The organism is Rhizobium rhizogenes NBRC 13257, assembly GCF_000696095.1.
Classification (GTDB): domain Bacteria; phylum Pseudomonadota; class Alphaproteobacteria; order Rhizobiales; family Rhizobiaceae; genus Rhizobium; species Rhizobium rhizogenes.
In genome coordinates this window covers 493,190-513,429 of sequence record NZ_BAYX01000001.1, presented here as the reverse complement: position 1 = coordinate 513,429, position 20,240 = coordinate 493,190, and the positions used below count along the sequence as shown (strand labels likewise).

Below are 20,240 nucleotides of genomic sequence, written 5' to 3'. Positions count from 1 at the left end.
ATGGCAGGATGCCCTGCCCTCCGGCTGATGCCGGGTGACTACGTGACGTCCTGCCGGATGCCCCGAAACTTTTGCTCGCTGGAAGCACGCTTCTCTGCTACGCGCCGTGCCGCTGCGGCCGCATTGCGGCTTGCGGATCCACCCTCTGCCCTTACTGCCTCTAGCGAGCGCAGGCCGATAGTCGTGTCTTCGTATGCCGGCCAGGCGACCGCAGAGACCTCGTGAAGCTCAAGCTTCTCGATCGTCCGGATCGGCGTGTCGCCGGTTTCGTCCCAAGTTTCCTTAGTGACGCGGAAGCCGAAGCTCATGCCGCTGATGTCCCCGCGCTCGACGAGCACCCAAAGATCGTTGCCATCGGTCGTGTCCGGCACGTCGATTTCAACGCGAAGACCGACACCATCCTCGGCAAGCCGAAGCGTGCCGCTCTTGGTGCGTCCGATAACGCGGCCTGGATCATGGTCGACCAATGCGCGAATATCGCCCTTAATGGCGTCAGTGAAGGCACCTGATGCGATCTTTTCATCGAAGTAACCGCCTATGCTGGCCAAGCGGTCGAATTTCGCCGCATAGCCAACAAGCGTTCGCTTCTCACTGTCAGCTCGCACCTCGACGCCAAGGCCGGATGTGCGCTTTTCAATGTTCGTGGTCATGCGGCGTCAGCCTCGCTATCGGAATTGTTGTCGTTTGCGGGCTGGATCGCGGGTGATGTGCCGAGCGGTACGGTAGCGCCCTGAATGTAGAGTTTGTCGGCCGCGCCGCCTTCTGCCTGAAGATTCTCCATTGCGCGGATTTCATCCGGCTTGCGAATTCCATTTTGAATGGCAATTCCATAGCCTTCCATTCGTGTCTTGAAGTCGCCCCTTAGAAGCCCATCAAGATTGTGCTCTATGTATCGGCTGCCAGAACGACCAAAGAATTTGAGATTGATCTCATCCTCGAGCGACTTGGCCCACTGGCCAATCAGGTGCTTGACCAGGTGCAAATCCTGCTGTTCGGCATTGCTAAACGTAGCGCGCGATAGATCCTGCAGAAACACTGGCGGCAGTTGGTAGGCTCGGGCGATCTCTTCGATCTGGAAACGCCGCGCCTCGACCATCTGGCCTTTAGCCGGATCGATACCAACTGGCGACAGTTTATAGCCAGCCGGAATTGGGAAGATTGGCTCGTCTGCGTTCTTAGCTGCATCCACAGACCGCTTGATATCCGCCTGCGCGCGCTTCATTGCTTCGGCGCCCGCAGGCAACGGACCTTCCAAGGCCAGCGGAGGAACACCGCCGCCGGCAAAGAAATTCGAACCGTAGTCGTTCATCGCGAGTGCAAGTTGGATCGCCTTCGACGCCTTATTGATCGGTCCATAGTGCCGAAGGCCACAAGGCTTCAGCATGAACGGAACGTCGATCACATCCGCAGCGTCGTAGGTCTTGCCATCGTACTCGTAGGTGACCTTGAACCCAACGCGCTTGATGTTCGTTTTTGTTGGATCCATCGGCCACAGCGAGTCGATCCCCTGCGGAGTGCGCTCGATGTAAGCAAGCCCTCGGCCGCCGGTAAACACTTGTTGCCAAAACCACTGCCAGAACTTGAACGCACCAACGGTGTCGTTCGGTGCCGAGTTTACGACTGTCTCAAGCCTGCCCCCGATACGCTCGCCGCTGCTTTTGCGGGTACGGTAGGCGTGCCGCGGCAGTGCAGCCAGGGTGCGTGACATGAACGCCACCGCGGCCATGACTGCCGGAACATTCAAGGCATTGTCGATCGTGACGTGAGGCAAGTTTGCACTCTGCACTCCGAAGAACGCCATGAAGTTCTCTGCGCTCACCGGCACCGTCGGACTTTCGACACTCGCGCGCGTTTCAGGCGCTTTCACCGCATTTTGGCGGTTAAACCAGTCTTTTAGAGCCATTACGCCGCCATTAGTTGGAAGTTCGGGTCATCCCACGGGGACGCGGTGGGCGCGATTTCAACGCCGCCGTCTGCTGCGGCGCCAGTCGCCATTGCAAGAGCAACCACCGCATCGATCCGCACCGAAGCGCGCGTTTTCACAAACCACCTATTTCCGTGCGGATCCGGTGGATGATTAAAGGTCGCCCCCATGAGCGCTGACATCAGCACAGGGCTGCTGCAAAGCCGAATGCGACCATCGATGATGAGGTTTTCCAGTTCGGTGACGGAGCCAGGCATCCACAGGCCGAGTGGCGCTTTTTCGCCGGCGGCCCTAGCTGCCTCAAGGCGCGCCTCAGACGGTCGAGCCCTCACCTTCCCGCCTTGCGGATGCGGCAAGGTCTCAGCTTCTACGCCAAACGCATCTAGCTCGTCTTTGAACTTGGCGAACGCGTAGTTGTCATAGGCAATCGCTTTGATGTTATAGGTGCTGTTGATCTCGGCCACTCGAGCGGCAATGATATCAAAGCGGATGCGCGGGCCTGGTGGAGCGTTTAGAAACTCGTCACGAACCCAAAGATCATAGGGCTGCTTGTCGGCAGCGGTGCGGGCCGCCAGAGTATCTCCCGGCGTCCATGCCTCAATCCAGGCGTCGTAGGTCGGCAGAATTGCCAGGCTACTATCGGCCCGAACGATTTCGACCATACCGGTCGGCACGACGCACGCCACAACAGCCATGTCCTTGGTGCCAGCGAGGTCGATGCCTAAGTAGACATCCTTGCTTGCGTGCTCGTCCGGATCAAACGGCGTCATGACCGTCTCGACCGTTGCACGAGACATCCATGCCTTGTCCGCGTCCGTCCAGACACAGAAATGTAGGCGAAGAACGTTGTTCAGCTTGCCAGGGACTGCCTTAGCCTCGGCAACGACACCGGCGAGGTAGTCGGCTGTTAGAATCGTTCCGAGAAGCGGGTTCGCCTTGATCCAGCATGACGGGTCCGTCATCGGGTCGTCGTCTTTATCTAATCCGCAGATGTACGCAAAGACGCTATCGCTGCCCTCCCACGCCTCGCCAACGAAAGTAAAATCATCGTCTGGAGTTTGGGTGCCGGCAACAACCTTTACGGCTCGATCTCGCTCTTCCCAGCACACCGAATTGCGGTCGCTGCCGGAGTTCGTGATCATCAGAAGCAGTGGATTCTGACGGAACTTGAAACCGCGCTGAAGCATCTCCATGATGCCGCGGTCTGGGTGCTCGTGCACCTCATCGCAAAGTGCGAAGTGCGGGCGCGGCCCAGATCCGGTCTTACCAGCCTCTTTCGAGATCGGCCTGAAAAACGATTGCGACTTGTGGTGGGCGATGTTGAATTCTTTGCCGAGGCCGCCGCTGAATTTCAGCCGCTGCCCCAACGCTGGCGCCTGCCGAACCATCTTGCAAGCGTCCTGAAACAGGATTTGTGCCTGATCTTTCTTGGCTGCCGCGGCATAGATCTGCGCGCCCGGTTCGTTGTCAGCCATCAATCCGTAGAGACCAACGCCGCCGGCAAATGGCGACTTTCCGTTGCCTTTGCCTTCCTCGATATAGACAGTCCGAAAGCGGCGCGTGCCGTCGGCTTTCTTCCATCCGAAGATCGAGCCAAGTTTAAACGCCTGCGATGGATGCAAAAGAAACGGCGTACCGTCGAACTGGCCATCGCTAAGGCGTAGCCGCTCCTCAAAGAAGCGGAAAACCCGTGTGGCCGCAGCGTCGTCCCAGCACAGGCCGCGCTCATGGCCATTAGCCAGATCAGCAAGGTGCCTGCGGCATGCATTTCGAACGTGAGGGCCAGCAATGATTTCACCGTCAAGCACGGCTCTCGCATAGTCAGAGACACGCTTAAGCGCCGGCCCCTCAATCGAGGAGGTCGTCTTTCTCGTCGTCACCATCTGGCACCGCGATCTTTGAGGCGTCGGCCGGTGTCGCACCCATCTGGCCGAGCATTTGTCTCAGCAGGTTTAACGCCTGAACCCCGACATCTTGCCCCGCCATGATGCGACCTTGAATGCTGGCGGCCATGCCGACCAACATCCGATGCGATTCCGTCAGCCAGGGAACCTCCTTCTGGAAAAGTATCCAAGCCGACTTTGCCTTGTTGGTATCGGTGTCGGCCAACCACTTAGGTGGTGGCCCGAGCGGGCCGTTTACCTTTGGTTCTTTGCGGACCTTGAACCGACCGGCATTGATCTTGTCACGTCCCTCGGTCTTAGCCTTGCCGAGGGGATTTCTCGGCCTTGCCATGGGATGAAATCCTATTCAGGGTCATATTTTCATTTGCAGATGCGTGCGTTTTGGAGACCCACCGGTTCCTCGTCCGCGATGCTCCACAACAATGGAACACCCCCACCCGTCAGAGTGGCCAGCCATCGGCGCCATAGCGCACTACGACTTTGCCGTTGTCCTCAAGCTGGCCTCTTGATGAGTGGCAAGGCTTGCAGGTGCTGACGAATGGGCCGGACCAGAAGAGCTCCTCGGATCCTCGATGAGGTGTGGCATGGTGGACTTCGGTGGCCTCTGCGATCGTCTCGCTCTCCAGGCACCATTCGCAAAGTGGACTTAGCGACAACTGATGATGACGTATACGACGCCATCTCGCCGTCTTGTACAAGACGCGGTAGCGCGCTGCTTCTTCGCTACGATGGTCTGTCATTTTGCTCTAATGCACCAAATCAGCTGCCCATCTCGAAGGCCTCACGCCCTGTATTCCAAGGCTCGACAACGGACACCACAAGATATTGTGGCGCAATCAAGCGTACGAATTATTGAAGGTTCACCTATTGATTCGAAGCGACTATTACCGCACCATTATCCATGGCATCAAACAAATGGGAATGAGGCCGCGCATGGGGCTCGACAGGAACCTGAACGTCGCTTGAATTCGCTGGATAGCAGTATAATTGTCAACTTCACACAACCAAGGGTATATTCTATATTAATAGTCGGTACTTCCTTGGTGTACCTTCTGGACAAATCGCGAATCACATGGCTTATAGAAATTACGGTAGGTTGGCAGAGCGGTTTATTGCACCAGCCTTAGAAACTGGCGGGGTTTCGCATCCCCCAAGGGTTCGAATCCCTTACCTACCGCCACCCCATAATATCTGAATACGTGCATGGCGCTATTTGCGTTGGCTCACTCTTTTGCGAAGGTGCCATGCTCATAAAGAAATAGCCGCGCTTTCGCACGGCTATTTCCTGATAGTTTACCTACCGCCACCCAGCCTTTTGGCTGAGACTGAATTTCTTCAGTATCTTTCCGCAGCCCGCTTTCGCGGTTCGCATGCCACGTACTCAACGTCTGCAATCTAATTCCCATCGGCATAATGTCAACATTTAGTTGACTATCAGCGTTTCGTTTACGCATTGATTTTCAATAATTTCTTGCAAACACGCAAGGAAATCAAAGCCATAAATAGGCAGCTCGATTTCCAGAAATAATTCAAGACACTGTCCATAATTCAAGGATTCAGGTCGTATATTTCTTTGGCGAATTGAAGGATTCGAGCGCAAGCGCAATTGTTGACATTTTGCTGGTGCCTTCAAAACCAAAGCCGGCGGATCCGCCGGCACAGCGGCTCAATGCTCAGCTGCGCGTCACGCATGACACGCCATCGCTTGCCATTGTAGAGCCCGCGATAGAGGCGCGCGTCGGCACTACGGTAGTCAACCATTTGCAACCTATGGAGCTAGCAGCAGGAGTCGAACCCGCGACATCCTGCTTACAAGGCAGGCGCTCTTCCTACTGAGCTATGCTAGCGTGATGTGGTCTGCGTGGTTGGATTTGAACCAACGACTCCCGCAGTCCAAGTGCGGTACTCTGGCCAGACTGAGCTACACACAGATGTTTGGTTGCGCAGGTCCGATTCGAACGGACGATTTCCAGCTTATGAGGCTGGCGAGATACCGGGCTTCTCTACCGCGCAGAAAGCAAAAGCGGCGAGGAGCATGACTAACTGGCGTCCGTAGACACCAAGCATACTCAACTCGCCGCACGATCGCCCGTCGCTGGAGGAGGCAGCGCCAGGCAATGCAATATCGTGGGCGCATACGAAGCGCAGAGGCGTGACCACGATGTACTGAAGAGGCCCGACATGGTGCGCCGATATGGCGTGTCAGGCACGTAGTTACGCCCGGCTCACATCGTGGCCGAGCGTCCGTCGCAAACAATTCGTGCGCCCGGAAAGGTGTGGGGATCAACCCCTTCACCTTTGTAGGGTTTTGAACTGCGAGAAACTTCCCGTCATCCTTCCGCTGCGTATTTCGCCAGTTTCATTGCTTCTTGGAAGTTATCATTGGCAGCCCGCAACAGACGTCGACCGGCATCGACAGCATGTCGGCCACAGTAGCCGCGCGCCTCTCCGAGTTCGCTTAGGCTCTTCGCCGTCATGGCTTCATTGAGCACCCGCACATGGGCGTCCTGCATCGCATCGAGGCCGCGATTGAATGTCTCGCGATTTTCCTTCTGGGTGTAGATGTCCTGCCAAGCCTGTGAGCCGCTCTCTCCTTTCTTCCCCTTTCGCCCACCGATGAACAGTTGCCGCAGATTGCTAGGAGCATAGGGAAGGCCATCGGGACAAACCTTGGTCTGTGGCAAGACCGGCGTATTTGCGTAGGCGTCGGCAAGTATCTTCCGAGCCTCAGCTTTTGAGATGGCAAACCGCTCGCCCTTTTTCGGGGTTAGCTTCGGCGGCGTGGCAACACGACCTTTGACCATCCATCGATAATACGCGTTGCTGCCGGTGGTATCTATTTCGGCGCCCTTATCTCGCGCTGATTTTTCGCGGCAGCCAAGCATGGCGCCGACGGGCATCTTGATGTCAGCGTCTACCACCTTATCCAGGACCAGCTTCTGTCCCTTTTCCGTCTGACTGCCGTCGCTGAAGCGCAACTTACCGATCCGGGTGATTACTTTGTGACGCTTGCCGTTTTCGTCGATATGGAGCCCGTACTCGATATCGTCCTCCCACACCTCGCGCATAATCATATCAACGCTTGGGATGACTTCGACGACGCGCTCGACACCTGCATCTTCATGCGGTAGCTCATTGTCGTTCGCCGGAACAAGGCGCCAATTCGTTGCAATGGGTGATGTTGGCTCCACGGTCACGTCGACGCCCTCAGCAACACCTATCGGCCGGCTGCGCATCGCGAGTAACGCCGACAGTTCAGAAAGATCTCGATGACGAGGCTTTTCGGCCTTCACCTTGCGACCGAAAATTTCGTGATCGTTCTTGGGAGCCGAAGCTCTCCATACTTCGACCTCGGCGCGGTGTTCTTTGGTGGTGCGTTCGATCAAGCCGCTTTCTCCTTCTTCGCCGATTTATTGTCATTTGCAGCCACAAGCGAGCCCGCGTCTGTCACGGTCGGCCGCATGGACGCGGCATCGTTAAGTGCTTCGAATGCTGCCCGTCGGCCGGGAAGCAGGACCTTGTCATGCAGCATGCTTGGCGCTGCGCCCTTGCCCGGAAATGGGCCGCCTATGTTTTGAACTCGGGTTCGGATCATCTTTTCTCCTTTCAGAGTGTGGGAGCGCTGCGGTGGTTTCCACCACCGCGAGGTGCTTCCACCTCGCAGGGGGTATAAGGGGGAGAGGTGGTAGGGTCGGTGGAAGGCGGTGGAAGGGTGGTGGAAGCCCGGTGGAAGGGTCGGTGGAAATTCATCCATTCTCTCTAGCTCCGTAGTCGTCAGTGCTCACCATTAGCCTCTGGCGTTGCTTGGACGGCGGCCCATCCCACACCAGCTTGACCGTTCCGTCTTCCAGAAGTCGCTGCATTGCGGCTTCAAGTGCCTTCTTCGATAGGCCGTCCGCTCCAGAATTCTTTGCCATCTTCGCCGGCGCATAGTTTGTTCCTGGCGAGGCTCCTACGTGCTGCCCGGTTCTCGCGAATGTTCTGAGGAGCTCGACGAATACGCCATCAGCCTTTCGATTTATCAGCCCGAGCGTCGGGGACGACCCGGCAGTCTCGACGACGAAGCAGCCGTTTTCCCATCGCAGCTTGCTCTCTCCACCGACCTTGCCGTAGTTGCTCTTCTTGGTGCTGAGAAAACGCAGGTCCGGATCGACTTCCTTGTCGTTGTCAGGCCTGCTGAAATAGAGCATCGAACGTGAGCTGTTCTTCCAGCCGGTGCTGCCAGAGGCACCCGAACCGGAGCGAATACCTTCCTGTGACGGATGCGCCAACAGCACGATCGAGCAGTTTATTTCGATCGCAAGTCTCCGAAGCATGCCGATAAATTGGCGTGCTTGCCCACGCTTGATCTCATCGCCTCCGAAAAGATCAGCCACTGTGTCTAGAACGATGAAGCACGGCCGAAACTCGCGTGCTAGATCGCACAGCTGCGTCCAGACCGTCGTCGGCTGCATGACGCCCTTGTTGTCTGGAACGGCCAGCAAGGCATCGAGGTCCGCCATGGGGATCAGGCGGAAGTCCTCGAGATCTGATAGCTGCTTGCCATGGCCTCGAACAATGTCGGCGAGGCGTCGGTGAAACTCGTCTGCTTCATCCTCCGCGCCGAGATAGAGCACCCTGCCCCGTTGAGGCGAGCAACCCACCGTGTCAATGCCAAGCGCGGCTGCAGCGCCAAACTGGAGAGCCAGCAACGATTTCCCAACGCCACCATCACCAGCCAGAATTGTCACCTGTCGGTGAGGTATAAGTCCATCAATGAACCATTCTCGCGGCGGGACATGCTTACCCTGCCAGTCCGCCGGATTCACGACAGGCAGCTCCACCGATTGCGTCCTAGCTGGCTCGTTGTCGTTCGCAGCCACTGTGGTCACGTCCGCCTTCTTGCGCAGACTGTTTTCAACAAGTCGCTGAAGCATCGCCGGATCGATTGGCGGGGTATTATCTCTATGAAGGTCGGATTCAGGAATGTGCTTTGGATGCAAGATGCCAGCGTCGAGGCCGCGCCGGATCTTGGCGTAGATCTCGCGCTCGCCATCCTTTGCGACGACGCCATTCGCCTGCGCGGCAGCAAAGAGCCCCGCCTCTGCCTCCGATCTCAACAGCAAGCCGGCGCCGACAAACTTGCCAAGGTTGTAGGCGCTAGCGTTGACTTGGGCGCCACGTCCCCCGACGGCATGGTTTGCGAGAATACGCAGCTCGTCGTCGACTGAAGCCTCCACGTACCGATCAGCGGCATGCGGCCGGTAGTCGAACCGCTGCGTGGCCACTGGCGCCGCCTGGCGTGGTGTGACGATCTCAAGCAACCACGCCGGCGCGTCGGCGATCGGCAGATCGTTGTCCCAGCTATAGCACCGGCCGTCTGCCATGACGCTGCCTGGCGCGATAACATAGCCGCCTTCGCCTCTCAGATCAGCGCCAGGTCCGATAGAAGCACGGTTTTTGACTTCGGTGGTATATCGCCAGAAATAATGCTTGCCGCCGCTGGCCGTCGTGGCCGTGCGTGTTTCTGGCAACGGGCCGTGCACCTCCTCCATTGCGGCAAGCCAGATGCGGCCGTCCTCGTGGTCTGGCGGCACGTCGATGTCGAGCACCCATGCGCCAATAGGCGCCCCGGTGGGGACGCCTATCATGGCGTTAGGATAGCGCGCCCAAAGTCTGCCAATTAGGGGCGCATTCAGCGTTGCGTCTTTTAGCCCTCTCGACACGAGTGGCGTCTTGGCACCGCGCGTTTCGATCTCGCCGGTCTCTAGATCAACGATGTCCTCGGGCGCTGCCCGGCACGGAAAGACCGGCCATTCCAGCCGGTTATATTCGAGCGCTATGTCCAGCGCCGTCGTCGGGATTTCAGGCTGCGCGGCCGGTGCGGTCATGGGCGGTGTCGAGCTCCGTGAGTGTCTGTAAAGCGGCGGCGGTAATGGCCTCAGCTAAAGGGCGAGCAAATGTCACCGATCGGCGACCACCAAGTGCGGTGGGCGCATATGAAACATGCTGGCCGTTTGGCGCTTTCAGTAGGCGCATTCCGTAGACGGCGATGTCATCCGTCACCTGCGCGTCGAATGTTGCGACGTGCTCCATCCTTCCGCCGCCAGGATAGGCGGCGGGTTTCATGTCGAGTATCTTCATGGATCAGACCGCGAGCGTGTTGGTCAGTGGGCCGAAATCCAGCGAAGTACGACCTCGGTTCCGCGTCGAGAAATAGCGGCCTTCGATCTGACGCGTGTCGTCGACTCGTTCTTTGATGCCGCACGCTCGTACAAAGGCATCGAACCGATCAGACCGGCGTTTACCAAGTTGGTCGACGAGGAATTCGAAAACGGCGGCTTCGCGATAACCCGCGCCAACCGGCTGCGCATGGACATTAACTCGCGACAATTCGTCGGCGTCTTCCGTGACTTTAATCGCAGAAACCCGCCAGCCGTACCATCCGCGAACCGCCGCCATGCGATCAGCGACCGATCGCTCAACACGGGCAACATCGTCAATGTTTTCGATCATAGTAAAGGCCAGAACTTCGACCAACGATGGGCCTTCAACCTGTTTGGAAACGCGCAAAAAATCCTCCTTCGCCGGCAGTGCCGGTCGGCAAATATGATGTCGATGATGGGCGATGTCGGCCCGAGACTAGGAAAAGTCCACGGGCGAATTGAATTAGGCGGCTGCCATAGCCCGCACGTTGTCATTTGCGAAGTCGTACACTGCAGTGCGCCGCATTCCGGAAAGCCAATTGTCCAGATCAGACTTCACATAGAGAACAGAGCCGCCGATCTTCAAATACACAGGCCCCGTCCCGGTCAGCCGCGTCTTGTTAAGCCATGACGCCGACTTACGAATGTATCGAGCGGCCTCAGGCGTGTTCATTTTTTCGCTTGACAAGCTTTCCCTCCTCAGGTTACATATTTGACATGTAGATTATCATATCGCAGAGCGTTTATTTACAGTATTCTAATTTGATATTTACAGTATTCTAATTTGACAATTTTGTCAAGATTTGGCACGGTTTAGCTGCGCTCCGGAGCGTAGAATAATCCCACTCGCCGTTGATGTGTCGCGCGTGCGGCTCTTTCCATATCTATATCTATCTCCCTTGTGGCAGTTCATGAGAGAAGTAGAATGTAAACTTACAAATTTGTCAAAGGCGCACGAGTTTGTAGGTTGTGCTGCGGTCTGCGCGGCTGCACCGATATACCCCCCCAAAAAAGGTAAGATAACTCCCCGCCTATTCGCACTACTGAATAATAAGGTACGACGAGAAGTACGACACGCCCTTCGCAGGCCTTTATTTCAAGCCAAGTCAGTCCAGTCGATCATCGGGGCGACCGCGAAAATCTTGCGGCCGGTCTTCAGGGCGTCAGCGTACATGGGAAACCTTTCTGCCCGCGATCTACACCAAAACCTTGTCGAAGGCCAGTTTTCCCGGCGGCAACAATGATGCTAGGTTGACCAACGGAGTCGGAGGCCGCAAGTCTTCCGGATACAGATTGAACAATTGAAGAGTAGCCATGACCGAAACTCCCGCCACCGTCATTCCCCTGCCCGCGCCCGTGTTGCTGCCGATCGAGGGTGAAGCCGCTTTCTTCCCCGTGCGACGCGTCTATTGCGTCGGCCGCAACTATGCCGATCATGCGATCGAAATGGGCCATGATCCCAGCCGCGAGCCGCCCTTCTTCTTCCAGAAGAACCCGGACAATCTGCTGGTGTCGGGCGACTTTCCCTATCCGCCGCTGTCGTCCGATGTGCATCATGAGGTCGAACTGGTGATCGCGCTCAGAAGCGGCGGCGCCGACATTCCGGCCGAACGCGCGCTGGACTGCATCTACGGCTACGGCGTCGGCATCGATTTCACCCGTCGCGACCTCCAGGGCGAAGCCAAGAAGCTCGGCCGCCCCTGGGAAATCGGCAAGGCGTTCGAACATTCCGCGCCGGTCTCGGCGCTGGTTCCGGCAACCCAGGTCGGCCATCCCGACAAGGGCGGCATCTGGCTGATGCGCAACGGCGAAGCGGCACAGCGCGGCGACCTCCAGCAGATGATCTGGAAAGTGCCGGAGATCATCGCCGAACTGTCAAAGCTCTTCACGCTGGCGCCCGGTGACATCATCCTGACCGGCACGCCCGCCGGCGTCGGCCCCGTCGCACGCGGCGACCGGATCACCTGCGCCGTCGACGGCGTGGCAACGCTGGTGCTGAACGTGGTTTGATCGCAAGGAGGACAGCATGCCGCTCTACGCCCTTTCCGGCCTGGTGCCGAAGACGCCCGAACCCGGCCTCTACTGGATCGCGCCGGATGCCACCGTCATCGGCAAGGTGGAGCTCGGCGAGGATGTCGGCATCTGGTTCGGCGCCGTGCTGCGCGGCGACAACGAGCCGATCGTCGTCGGCAAGGGCACGAACATCCAGGAAGGTGTGATGGTGCACACCGATCCCCGCTTTCCCGTCACCATCGGCGAAGGCTGCACCATCGGCCACCACGCCATCATCCACGGCTGCACTATTGGCGACAATTCTTTGATCGGCATGGGCGCGACGGTTCTGAACGGCGCGAAGATCGGCAACAACTGCCTTGTCGGCGCCAATGCGCTGGTGACCGAAGGCAAGGAATTCCCGGATGGCTCCTTGATCGTCGGCGCGCCTGCGAAGGCGATCCGCGTGCTGGACGAAGCCGCTATCGATGGCCTGCGCCGCTCGGCGCGCAACTATATTGCCAACTGGCAGCGCTTTGCGCGGGATCTCAAGAGACTGGATTAGACGGCGTTCCCAAAAGTGTACTCGGTTTTGGGATAAAACGCCGTCCAGAGACTTAAGTCGCGCAGCTCGCGCAATGGCCTCGGATTTCGATGGTCGACTTCTCGGCCTTGAATTTCTGCGATTTCAGCCAGCCCATCAACCGGTGATCCACTTCATGGTCATGGAATTCGGTCACCTGTCCGCAGCTCTCGCAGATGGCAAAGGCGACCAGGCCGTGGCTGTGGCAATTCTCATTCGGATGGGCGCAGGCGACGAAGGAGTTGATGCTCTCGAGACGATGCACGACGCCATATTCCAGCAGCTTGTCCAGCGCCCGGTAGACCTGCAGCGGCGCGCGGAAACCATTGTCGCGCAGCTTGTCGAGGATGGTGTAAGCGCTGAGCGGACCTTCGGCCTTGGTCAGGACATCGAAGACAAGCGTCTGGTTCTTCGTGAGCATCGGAGTGGTCATGATTCCTGTCCTCCTTGTTGCGCCGCCGGCGCGCCGCCCCTGCGAACAAGAGGCAGCAGACTGAAGATAAATAGGATGAGCGCCGCGACCACAATCGACGGGCCGGACGGCGTGTCGTAGCGTAGCGAGCCGAACAAGCCACCAACGACGGCAACCGCACCGACGAGCGAGGCGAAAACAGCCATCATCTCCGGCGTCGCGGCAAACCGGCGCGCGGTGGCGGCGGGAATGATCAGCAGCGCAGTGATCAGCAATATGCCGACGATCTTCATGGCGATGGCAATGACAACGGCCATCAGCAGCATGAAGAACAGCTTCGCCCGCTCCGGCCGCAAGCCCTCGGCCTCGGCCAACTCCGGATTGACGGTGGAGGCGAGCAGCGGCCGCCAAAGCCAGGCGATCGCCGCCAAGACGAAGAGACCGCCGCCCCAGATCATCGCGATATCGGCGCGGCTGACAGCGAGGATGTCGCCGAACAGGAAGGCGATCAGATCGATCCTGACCCAGCTCATGAAAGCCACGATGACAAGGCCGATCGCCAGCGTCGCATGCGACAGGATCCCGAGCAGTGCATCCGCCGACAGCGCCTGCCGGCGTTGCAGGAAGAGCAGCAGGATCGACACCAGCGCTGCGACCGCAAAGACAGAGAGCGTCAGATTGAGTTGGAAGAGCAGCGACAGCGCCACGCCGAGCAGCGCCGAATGCGAGATCGTATCGCCGAAATAGGCCATGCGCCGCCAGATGATGAAGCAGCCGAGCGGTCCGGTGGTCAAAGCCAGCCCGACGCCGGCGACGACGGCGCGCAGGAAGAAGTCGTCAAACATGGCGCTCCCCCTCGGCGTGATGATGGTGCTCGTGATCATCATGACGATGATCATGGTCGTGATGGCCGTCATCGGCGTGGCAATGATCGGTGATCGTGCCGTCGGCATGCTGCACCCGGCCATCCGGCAGATGCGTATGGTCATGATGATGGCTGTAGATCGCCAGCGATTGCGCCGCCCGCGTGCCGAACAGCCTGACATATTCCGGGCTCTGGCTGACCGCCTGCGGCGTGCCACGGCAGCAGACATGCCCGTTGAGGCAGACAACCGTATCGGTTTCGGCCATGACCACATGCAGATCATGCGAGATCAGCAGAATGCCGCAACCTTCGGAATTGCGGATCGATTTGATCAGATCGTAAAGCGCGATTTCGCCGCTGAAATCGACGCCCTGCACCGGCTCGTCCAACACCAAAAGGTCTGGCTTGCGAGCGATGGCGCGAGCCAGCAGCGCCCGCTGGAACTCGCCGCCGGACAGATTCTGCACCTCGGCCCTGGCGAGATGGGCAATCCCCACAGCCTCGAGCGCCGCTCTCAATTCAGTTTCGGGCAAAGGTCCGGTCAAGGTCATCAGGCGGTGGACGCTCAGCGGCAAAGTCCAGTCGATCGCAAGCTTCTGCGGAACGTAACCGACCTTGAGGCCGGCGATACGCTCGACGCTGCCTTCATCCGGCTTCAGAACGCCGATCGCCGCCTTGGCGCTGGTGGATTTCCCCGAACCGTTTGGGCCGATCAGCGTAACGATCTCGCCGCGGTTCACTGAGAAATCAACGCCGCGCACCAGCCAGCGGCCGCCACGGCGGACGCCGACATCATGGAGCGACACCAGCGGCTGTCTCTGATTGTCCACGGAAGAAAGCATGAAATTTCCACTTGCGCTGTTGCGCCTTGCTATCGCACACGTTATAGCATAACGCAATTGATGTAATAACATAACAGACCCATTCAAGGGCGATCGCGCATGACCATAGTAAAGTCCTTCCTCCCCCTCACCGCCTCCCTGCTGTTCTCCGGATTTTTCGCAAGCGCCACGATGGCTGCCGATGCGCCGGATGTGGTGGTATCGATCAAGCCCATTCACTCGCTCGTTGCCGCAATCATGGACGGAGTTGGTACGCCAGAGCTGATCGTCGACGGTGCTGCCTCGCCGCATACCTATGCGCTGAAGCCCTCGAACGCGAAGGCGCTGGAAGCCGCCAAGGTGGTCTTCTGGGTCGGACCTGGCATGGAAACCTTCCTGGAAAAGCCGCTTTCGGCTCTCGGCGCGAACGCCCTGGTGGTCGAACTCGACAAGGCGCCCGGCATCACCAAGCTGAAATTCCGTGAGGGTGGCGCTTTCGAAGCCGATGACGATGGCGACGAGCCCACGGATCATGATCACGATCACGGAGAGTTCGACACGCATCTCTGGCTCGATCCGCACAATGCCAAGGCGATGACGGCCGAAATTACCACCACATTGGTCGCCGCCGACCCCGCCAATGCGTTGACCTATGAAGCCAATCAGAAGGCGCTGGACGACAGGCTGGACGCGCTCGACGCGGAAATCGCCTCCACTCTCGCTCCAGTGAAGAGCAAGCCCTTCATCGTCTTCCATGATGCCTACCAATATTTCGAGCGCCGCTATGGCGTGCGTGTCGCCGGTTCGATCACGGTCAGCCCGGAGAGCATTCCCGGCGCGCAGCGCATATCGGAAATTCATGGCAAGGTCGCCGAACTCGGTGCCACCTGCGTCTTCGCCGAGCCGCAATTCGAGCCAAAGCTGGTCAATGTCGTCCTTGAAGGTACATCCGCGAAATCCGGCGTGCTTGACCCGGAAGCGGCAACCCTTCCGCAAGGCCCGGATCTCTATTTCGACCTGATGCGCGGCATCGCCAATTCCCTGAAGACCTGCCTCTCCTGAGACAGGCACTCTATCGCCGAAAGGAGCGAGCTATCTGCTCGCTTTTTTCAGATTCATAAACGTAATGATATTACATTACAGATGAGGTCATCATGAACAGAAAACTTCCGGTCACGGTGCTTTCCGGCTTCCTCGGCGCCGGCAAGACGACGCTGCTCAATCATATCCTCAACAATCGCCAGGGCCTCAGGGTCGCTGTGATCGTCAACGACATGAGCGAGGTGAATATCGATGCCGCGCTGGTGCGCGACGGTGGCGCCAATCTTTCGAGAACCGAAGAACAGCTCGTCGAGATGACCAATGGCTGCATCTGCTGCACGCTGCGCGATGACTTGCTGAAGGAGGTGCGCCAGCTCGCCGCCCAGGATCGCTTCGACTATCTGCTGATCGAATCGACAGGGATCGCCGAACCGCTGCCCGTCGCCACGACCTTCGAGTTTCGTGACGAAGACGGCAATAGCCTTTCCGATGTCGCCAGGCTCGACACCTTGGTCACCGTCGTCGACGCCGCCAATCTGCTGGCCGATTACGGCTCGACCGATTTCCTCGCCGATCGCGGCGAAACCGCGGGCGATGGCGACAACAGGACCATCGTCGATCTCCTCGTCGAGCAGATCGAATTCGCCGATGTCGTCGTCCTCAACAAGATGGGCGCGGCAAGCCCTGAGCAGCAGGACGCCGCCCGCAAGATCATCGTTGGCCTCAACCCCGATGCACGCCTGATCGAGGCAGATTTCGGCAAGGTGGAGCCGGCGGAGGTGCTCGGCACCGGCCGCTTCGACATTGACCGCGCCGAGACGCACCCGCTCTGGTACAAGGAGTTGCACGGTTTCAAGGACCATGTTCCGGAGACGGAGGAATACGGCATACGCTCCTTCGTCTATCGCGCGAAGAAACCGTTCGATCCCATGAAATTCCAGGAGTTTCTCAATCGCTCGTGGCCGGGCGTCGTGCGCGCCAAGGGGTTCTTCTGGCTTGCAACCCGCCCGCATTATGTCGGCGAAATGAGCCAGGCGGGCGCGCTGGTGCGTACCGCCAAGATGGGCCTCTGGTGGGCGGCCGTCCCGCAGGAACAATGGCCGACCGATCCCGCCTTCAAGCGCGCAATCGCCCCCTATCTCGACCCGACCTGGGGCGACCGCCGCCAGGAACTGGTTTTCATCGGTGCCGATCCAATGGATCAGCAGAAGATCACCGCTGAACTGGATGCCTGTCTCATCGAAGGGAAGACTTTCACGCCAGAGCGCTGGAAGAAACTGCCGGACCCATTTGCGAGCTGGAACAGACCAGCCGCATGAGCGAACCGAAGGCCATTAGCTTCCGCTGCTTCTGCTTTGAATGCCAAGCGGAAGATGGCGAGAAAAAACCAGCAAAAACAATTCCGAAAGCCGCTTCACCGGCTTTCGATCAAGAAGAAGAAAATTTCGACAAACCGGCGGCCCGCAGACTTGCGGGCACGCTGGAACGTTTGTTGTTCGGAGCCTGAAACGGCGTGATCAGGCCACCAGCATGCTGGCTGGAACGACACTGACTTCATGCACGACCAGCAATGCGCCGATCACCTCGCCTCTGGGCTTGGTGGCCCGCAGCGGCGTCATGCGGCAATGCAGGGTCTTTCCGGCATCCGTCGGATGCTGGGCCGGATAGAGGCAATCGACCGTCTCACCGAGAAAGCAGGCATCGAGCTTGTTCTTGAAGCTGCTCTCGAAGCATTCGGAGCCGATGAACTCGGCAAGGTGCCGCCCGACCAGCTCGATCGGCTTCGACTTCAGGAATTCGGAATTGGCCGCATTGCTGTAGAGATAGCGGTAATCGCGCGTGATCACGGCGACCCGATCCGGCAGGCTGTCGAGAATGACGTCGTTCAGAACGTTGTCCTCGTCGAAACCGGAGACCTCGCTCTCATGCTCGTCTCTCTCCGTGGAGAATGCCATCAGCACTTCCGCCGCAGCATCGCTGGAGCCGCCAAAATAGCGATCAATCAGCAACGACAACGACGCGGAGTTGCGCAACACACGCGAACGGTCATCCGATTCCTCGCGAATGAGATTGCTCATGAATTGGAGCTGCATGTACATTTCAAGAAGACTGTTGGCCTTGTAGGCCATAATAGCCGCTATAAGCGGTTCCAATTCGCGATCCAGAGAACTAACCAGCTCGTCATCACCCAGCTTGACCGCACGTTGAATCTGGGCGCATTTCGTGGAGAAGGCATGAAAGAGTGCCAGCAAATTGCCCTCCTGCCCTTGCCCATAAACAACTATCGGGCCTCATTCCCAACGCTATCATGACCAAGGATTTTCAGCTTGGTGTCCGCAATCTCACCAAACTTTCTGAAAATTGAAATAACATGACTTACCCTCACGTTCAATCCTGTGATGAATGGAAGTTCTCGGAAAAGGCGAATTTTTCGAAAGCAAGGGCTTACCCAAGGTCAAGTATGCGACCTATTGGGGTTAAAACTGGTTCATTTCGACACAAACCACCCCGTTTTCGGTAATATTTTAGAAAACAGTCTTCTTGATATTCCAGCGGTCGTGATACCAAAGCCACTGTTCGGGATACTCCCTCACCCAGCTCTCGACCTTGTCGTTCAGCAGTTGCGCGGTAGCCGGCAAATCCAGGTTTCCCCGCTCGTCGCGGGGCATTTCCAGCTTCGGTTCGATCTCCAAACGATAGCGATTGCCCGGCAAACGTATACATCTGGCCGGATAGACCTCGCAATTGAACTGCCGCACCAGCTTCGGCAGCAGCGGATTGGTCTTCACGTCGCGACCGAAGAATAGCGTCTTCAGCCCCTTGCGGAACTTCTGGTCGACCAGCACACCGACCCCGCCGCCATTCTCAAGTTGCCGAGCTAGCGTGAAGGACGATCCCGCATGCGAAGGCACGAGACTGCCCATGCGCTTGGCGCGAAAATCGAAGACTTTCTGTGCCACATAGGGATTATTGGGCGGACGAAAGAGCACGGTGACCTTCAGTCCGAAGGCCGCGCCAGCGACCGGCAGCAACTCGAAGTTGCCCGTATGCCCGGTAAAGACGATGAATGGCCGCGGGTTCTCCCGCAAGTCGAGAAAGATCGGAATGCCGGAGACCTCGATACGGCCCGGTTCATCACGAGACGGATCAAAATCGAACAGCCGGTCGAGGAAAACATACTCCGCCGCCAGCCGCCCCATATTGCCCCAGCTCGCCAGTGCGATCTCAGCGATCTCCGTCTCGCTCTTCTCAGGAAAAGCGTTACGCAGATTGGTCTGCATCAGCTGGTGCCGACGCATGCGCGGCCCGATTTTCCGCGTCAGCCAGTCGGCGAAATTGATGCCGCCATCGGCCGGAAAGAGCTTCAGGAAGTTCAGGAACCCGAAGATGACCTGCGCCACCAGCCATTGCTGGAAGTTCCTGAGCGCAATGACGATCCGGGTGATGACGAGCTTCACGCCGGTCAATCCATCTTGAGGATGATCTTGCCGAAGATCTGGCGCGATTCCATCCGCTCCAGCGCCCGGTCGATATCGCTGAAGCTCACTTCAGTGTCGATCACCGGATGCACCAGTCCGCGCGCCATCTTCTGCATGGCATTCGCCATGTTCTCCATGCGGCAACCGAAGGAGCCGAGCAGTTTCAGCTGCTGCTGGAAGAGCATCATCAGGTTCATCTCGGTGGAGACACCCGAGGTCGAGCCGCAGGTGACAAGACGACCGCCGCGCTTCATGCACAGCATGGAGCCGGCCCAGGTATCCTTGCCGACATGTTCGAAGACGACGTCGACGCCCTTCTTCTTGGTCAGCTTGCGCACCACGCCCTCAAAACGGTCGGTGCGGTAGTTGATGACGTGATCGGCGCCCAGCGCCTTGGCCTTCTCGATCTTGTCGTCGGACCCAACGGTGGTGATGACGGTGCAGCCGATCTTCTTGGCAAGCTGGATCGCCGCCGTGCCGATGCCAGAGCCGCCGGCATGAACGAGGATCGTCTCGCCCGGCTCCAGCTCGGCATTGTCGAACAGCATGTGCTCGACCGTGCCGAAGGTGACGGGCGCCAGCGCCGCGCCGATCGCATCAACACCGGGAGGAGCCGGAACCAGCAGGCGCGCCGGCAGATTGACCTTTTCCTGGGCGAAGCCGTCAAGATGGAAGCCATGCACGCCGCCAACATGTTCGCAGAGATTGTCGCGACCCTCGCGGCAATGACGGCAGAGGCCGCAGGTGCGCGCGCCATAGATCGACACAAGCTGGCCCGGCAGCACATTGGCAACGCCCGGCCCGATCGCTTCGACGACACCGGACGCTTCCGCGCCGATCACCAGCGGCATCTTGCGCTTGGCAAAGGCCATGCCGCGCCAGCCCCAGACGTCGATATGATTGAGGGCGACCGCCTTGACACGCAGGGTCACCTCGCCCGCGCCTGGAGCCTCTGGCTCCGGCAGATCGGTGATCTCAAGTTTGCGGTCGTCGATCAGTTGCAAAGCACGCATGGCAAAATCCCTCGCCCCTTG

General features: G+C 58.4%; 20 protein-coding genes and 4 tRNA genes. 6 read left to right on the top strand and 18 right to left on the bottom strand.

Annotated features, from left to right (window positions below; genetic code table 11):
* Positions 1 to 38 precede the first annotated feature (38 nt).
* From RRH01S_RS02465 to RRH01S_RS02450, 4 genes are read right to left on the bottom strand one after another with little or no spacing between them, the layout of a single operon-like run.
* The gene (locus RRH01S_RS02465) at positions 39 to 650 is read right to left on the bottom strand and encodes an HK97 family phage prohead protease (RefSeq protein WP_042469834.1); all 612 of its coding nucleotides are present in this window, start codon (positions 648 to 650) and stop codon (positions 39 to 41) included.
* Positions 647 to 1,903: a phage portal protein gene (locus RRH01S_RS02460; RefSeq protein WP_042469832.1), complete on the bottom strand. Its 1,257-nt coding sequence runs from the start codon at positions 1,901 to 1,903 to the stop codon at positions 647 to 649. Before RRH01S_RS02460 ends, RRH01S_RS02465 begins: the two co-directional genes overlap by 4 nt.
* Complete coding sequence (locus RRH01S_RS02455) at positions 1,903 to 3,807, bottom strand: terminase large subunit (RefSeq protein WP_178128617.1); 1,905 nt, start codon at positions 3,805 to 3,807, stop codon at positions 1,903 to 1,905. The genes RRH01S_RS02460 and RRH01S_RS02455 overlap by 1 nt, the downstream gene beginning before the upstream one ends.
* A complete protein-coding gene (locus tag RRH01S_RS02450) occupies positions 3,773 to 4,159 on the bottom strand; it encodes a hypothetical protein (protein WP_012651395.1) in 387 nt (128 codons plus the stop codon). The genes RRH01S_RS02455 and RRH01S_RS02450 overlap by 35 nt, the downstream gene beginning before the upstream one ends.
* Positions 4,160 to 4,918: 759 nt before the next feature.
* Here RRH01S_RS02450 and RRH01S_RS02440 point away from each other — a divergent pair.
* Positions 4,919 to 5,008 (top strand) — tRNA-Leu (locus RRH01S_RS02440).
* A 591-nt stretch (positions 5,009 to 5,599) separates the two neighbouring features.
* Here the strand turns inward: RRH01S_RS02440 and RRH01S_RS02435 are convergent.
* From RRH01S_RS02435 to RRH01S_RS02390, 8 genes are all read right to left on the bottom strand, one after another.
* Positions 5,600 to 5,675 (bottom strand) — tRNA-Thr (locus RRH01S_RS02435).
* Positions 5,676 to 5,681: 6 nt separating this feature from the next.
* A tRNA-Pro gene (locus RRH01S_RS02430) sits at positions 5,682 to 5,759 on the bottom strand.
* A gap of 5 nt (positions 5,760 to 5,764) precedes the next feature.
* A tRNA-Met gene (locus RRH01S_RS02425) sits at positions 5,765 to 5,841 on the bottom strand.
* Positions 5,842 to 6,158: 317 nt separating this feature from the next.
* Positions 6,159 to 7,214, bottom strand: coding sequence for a hypothetical protein (locus RRH01S_RS02420; protein ID WP_178128619.1), 1,056 nt, complete (start codon positions 7,212 to 7,214; stop codon positions 6,159 to 6,161).
* Positions 7,215 to 7,574: 360 nt separating this feature from the next.
* Positions 7,575 to 9,698, bottom strand: a complete 2,124-nt coding sequence (locus RRH01S_RS33100; protein ID WP_052365166.1) for a bifunctional DNA primase/polymerase — start codon at positions 9,696 to 9,698, stop codon at positions 7,575 to 7,577.
* A complete protein-coding gene (locus RRH01S_RS02400) occupies positions 9,673 to 9,951 on the bottom strand; it encodes a hypothetical protein (protein ID WP_042469824.1) in 279 nt (92 codons plus the stop codon). Before RRH01S_RS02400 ends, RRH01S_RS33100 begins: the two co-directional genes overlap by 26 nt.
* Positions 9,952 to 9,954: 3 nt before the next feature.
* The gene (locus RRH01S_RS02395) at positions 9,955 to 10,380 is read right to left on the bottom strand and encodes a hypothetical protein (protein ID WP_042469823.1); all 426 of its coding nucleotides are present in this window, start codon (positions 10,378 to 10,380) and stop codon (positions 9,955 to 9,957) included.
* A 96-nt stretch (positions 10,381 to 10,476) separates the two neighbouring features.
* Positions 10,477 to 10,701, bottom strand: coding sequence for a helix-turn-helix domain-containing protein (locus tag RRH01S_RS02390; protein ID WP_131597796.1), 225 nt, complete (start codon positions 10,699 to 10,701; stop codon positions 10,477 to 10,479).
* 626 nt (positions 10,702 to 11,327) lie between these two features.
* Between RRH01S_RS02390 and RRH01S_RS02385 the strand changes: the two genes are divergently transcribed.
* Together RRH01S_RS02385 and RRH01S_RS02380 are read left to right on the top strand one after the other, a co-directional pair.
* Positions 11,328 to 12,023, top strand: a complete 696-nt coding sequence (locus RRH01S_RS02385) for a fumarylacetoacetate hydrolase family protein (protein ID WP_007696662.1) — start codon at positions 11,328 to 11,330, stop codon at positions 12,021 to 12,023.
* A gap of 16 nt (positions 12,024 to 12,039) precedes the next feature.
* Positions 12,040 to 12,570 carry a gamma carbonic anhydrase family protein gene (locus RRH01S_RS02380; RefSeq protein ID WP_012651680.1) on the top strand — a complete coding sequence of 177 codons (531 nt, stop codon included), beginning with the start codon at positions 12,040 to 12,042 and terminating at the stop codon, positions 12,568 to 12,570.
* Between the two features lie 52 nt (positions 12,571 to 12,622).
* Here the strand turns inward: RRH01S_RS02380 and RRH01S_RS02375 are convergent, their stop codons facing one another.
* Genes RRH01S_RS02375 through RRH01S_RS02365 form a run of 3 tightly spaced genes read right to left on the bottom strand, consistent with a single transcriptional unit; the run spans position 12,623 to position 14,707 of the window.
* Positions 12,623 to 13,021, bottom strand: coding sequence for a Fur family transcriptional regulator (locus RRH01S_RS02375; RefSeq protein WP_012651681.1), 399 nt, complete (start codon positions 13,019 to 13,021; stop codon positions 12,623 to 12,625).
* Positions 13,018 to 13,845 (bottom strand): zinc ABC transporter permease subunit ZnuB, encoded by an 828-nt coding sequence (gene znuB, locus RRH01S_RS02370; protein ID WP_007696670.1) that lies wholly within the window; start codon positions 13,843 to 13,845, stop codon positions 13,018 to 13,020. Before znuB ends, RRH01S_RS02375 begins: the two co-directional genes overlap by 4 nt.
* Positions 13,838 to 14,707: an ATP-binding cassette domain-containing protein gene (locus tag RRH01S_RS02365; protein WP_042469817.1), complete on the bottom strand. Its 870-nt coding sequence runs from the start codon at positions 14,705 to 14,707 to the stop codon at positions 13,838 to 13,840. The genes znuB and RRH01S_RS02365 overlap by 8 nt, the downstream gene beginning before the upstream one ends.
* 99 nt (positions 14,708 to 14,806) lie before the next feature.
* Between RRH01S_RS02365 and RRH01S_RS02360 the strand changes: the two genes are divergently transcribed.
* From RRH01S_RS02360 to RRH01S_RS02350, 3 genes are all read left to right on the top strand, one after another.
* Entirely contained in the window at positions 14,807 to 15,748 is a 942-nt protein-coding gene (locus RRH01S_RS02360; protein WP_012651683.1) for a zinc ABC transporter substrate-binding protein, read from the top strand.
* A 92-nt stretch (positions 15,749 to 15,840) separates the two neighbouring features.
* On the top strand, positions 15,841 to 17,046 hold the full coding sequence (zigA, locus tag RRH01S_RS02355) for a zinc metallochaperone GTPase ZigA (protein WP_012651684.1): 1,206 nt from the start codon (positions 15,841 to 15,843) through the stop codon (positions 17,044 to 17,046).
* Positions 17,043 to 17,234, top strand: a complete 192-nt coding sequence (locus RRH01S_RS02350) for a hypothetical protein (RefSeq protein WP_042469814.1) — start codon at positions 17,043 to 17,045, stop codon at positions 17,232 to 17,234. The genes zigA and RRH01S_RS02350 overlap by 4 nt, the downstream gene beginning before the upstream one ends.
* A gap of 10 nt (positions 17,235 to 17,244) precedes the next feature.
* Here RRH01S_RS02350 and RRH01S_RS02345 read toward each other — a convergent pair whose 3' ends face one another.
* The 3 genes from RRH01S_RS02345 to RRH01S_RS02335 all read right to left on the bottom strand — a co-directional run bounded on the left by RRH01S_RS02345 (position 17,245) and on the right by RRH01S_RS02335 (position 20,219).
* Positions 17,245 to 17,979 carry a PAS domain-containing protein gene (locus RRH01S_RS02345; RefSeq protein WP_042469813.1) on the bottom strand — a complete coding sequence of 245 codons (735 nt, stop codon included), beginning with the start codon at positions 17,977 to 17,979 and terminating at the stop codon, positions 17,245 to 17,247.
* A 273-nt stretch (positions 17,980 to 18,252) separates the two neighbouring features.
* Positions 18,253 to 19,185 carry a lipid A biosynthesis lauroyl acyltransferase gene (locus RRH01S_RS02340; RefSeq protein WP_042470016.1) on the bottom strand — a complete coding sequence of 311 codons (933 nt, stop codon included), beginning with the start codon at positions 19,183 to 19,185 and terminating at the stop codon, positions 18,253 to 18,255.
* Between the two features lie 5 nt (positions 19,186 to 19,190).
* Complete coding sequence (locus RRH01S_RS02335) at positions 19,191 to 20,219, bottom strand: zinc-binding dehydrogenase (RefSeq protein WP_042469812.1); 1,029 nt, start codon at positions 20,217 to 20,219, stop codon at positions 19,191 to 19,193.
* Positions 20,220 to 20,240: the final 21 nt, after the last annotated feature.

What these genes read in the sequence shown, in the direction of transcription:
- RRH01S_RS02465 (WP_042469834.1), bottom strand. Translation starts at nt 650, where the DNA reads ATGACCACGAACATTGAAAAGCGCACATCCGGCCTTGGCGTCGAGGTG.
- RRH01S_RS02460 (WP_042469832.1), bottom strand. Translation starts at nt 1,903, where the DNA reads ATGGCTCTAAAAGACTGGTTTAACCGCCAAAATGCGGTGAAAGCGCCT.
- RRH01S_RS02455 (WP_178128617.1), bottom strand. Translation starts at nt 3,807, where the DNA reads ATGGTGACGACGAGAAAGACGACCTCCTCGATTGAGGGGCCGGCGCTT.
- RRH01S_RS02450 (WP_012651395.1), bottom strand. Translation starts at nt 4,159, where the DNA reads ATGGCAAGGCCGAGAAATCCCCTCGGCAAGGCTAAGACCGAGGGACGT.
- RRH01S_RS33100 (WP_052365166.1), bottom strand. Translation starts at nt 9,698, where the DNA reads ATGACCGCACCGGCCGCGCAGCCTGAAATCCCGACGACGGCGCTGGAC.
- RRH01S_RS02400 (WP_042469824.1), bottom strand. Translation starts at nt 9,951, where the DNA reads ATGAAGATACTCGACATGAAACCCGCCGCCTATCCTGGCGGCGGAAGG.
- RRH01S_RS02385 (WP_007696662.1), top strand. Translation starts at nt 11,328, where the DNA reads ATGACCGAAACTCCCGCCACCGTCATTCCCCTGCCCGCGCCCGTGTTG.
- RRH01S_RS02380 (WP_012651680.1), top strand. Translation starts at nt 12,040, where the DNA reads ATGCCGCTCTACGCCCTTTCCGGCCTGGTGCCGAAGACGCCCGAACCC.
- RRH01S_RS02375 (WP_012651681.1), bottom strand. Translation starts at nt 13,021, where the DNA reads ATGACCACTCCGATGCTCACGAAGAACCAGACGCTTGTCTTCGATGTC.
- znuB (WP_007696670.1), bottom strand. Translation starts at nt 13,845, where the DNA reads ATGTTTGACGACTTCTTCCTGCGCGCCGTCGTCGCCGGCGTCGGGCTG.
- RRH01S_RS02365 (WP_042469817.1), bottom strand. Translation starts at nt 14,707, where the DNA reads ATGCTTTCTTCCGTGGACAATCAGAGACAGCCGCTGGTGTCGCTCCAT.
- RRH01S_RS02360 (WP_012651683.1), top strand. Translation starts at nt 14,807, where the DNA reads ATGACCATAGTAAAGTCCTTCCTCCCCCTCACCGCCTCCCTGCTGTTC.
- zigA (WP_012651684.1), top strand. Translation starts at nt 15,841, where the DNA reads ATGAACAGAAAACTTCCGGTCACGGTGCTTTCCGGCTTCCTCGGCGCC.
- RRH01S_RS02350 (WP_042469814.1), top strand. Translation starts at nt 17,043, where the DNA reads ATGAGCGAACCGAAGGCCATTAGCTTCCGCTGCTTCTGCTTTGAATGC.
- RRH01S_RS02335 (WP_042469812.1), bottom strand. Translation starts at nt 20,219, where the DNA reads ATGCGTGCTTTGCAACTGATCGACGACCGCAAACTTGAGATCACCGAT.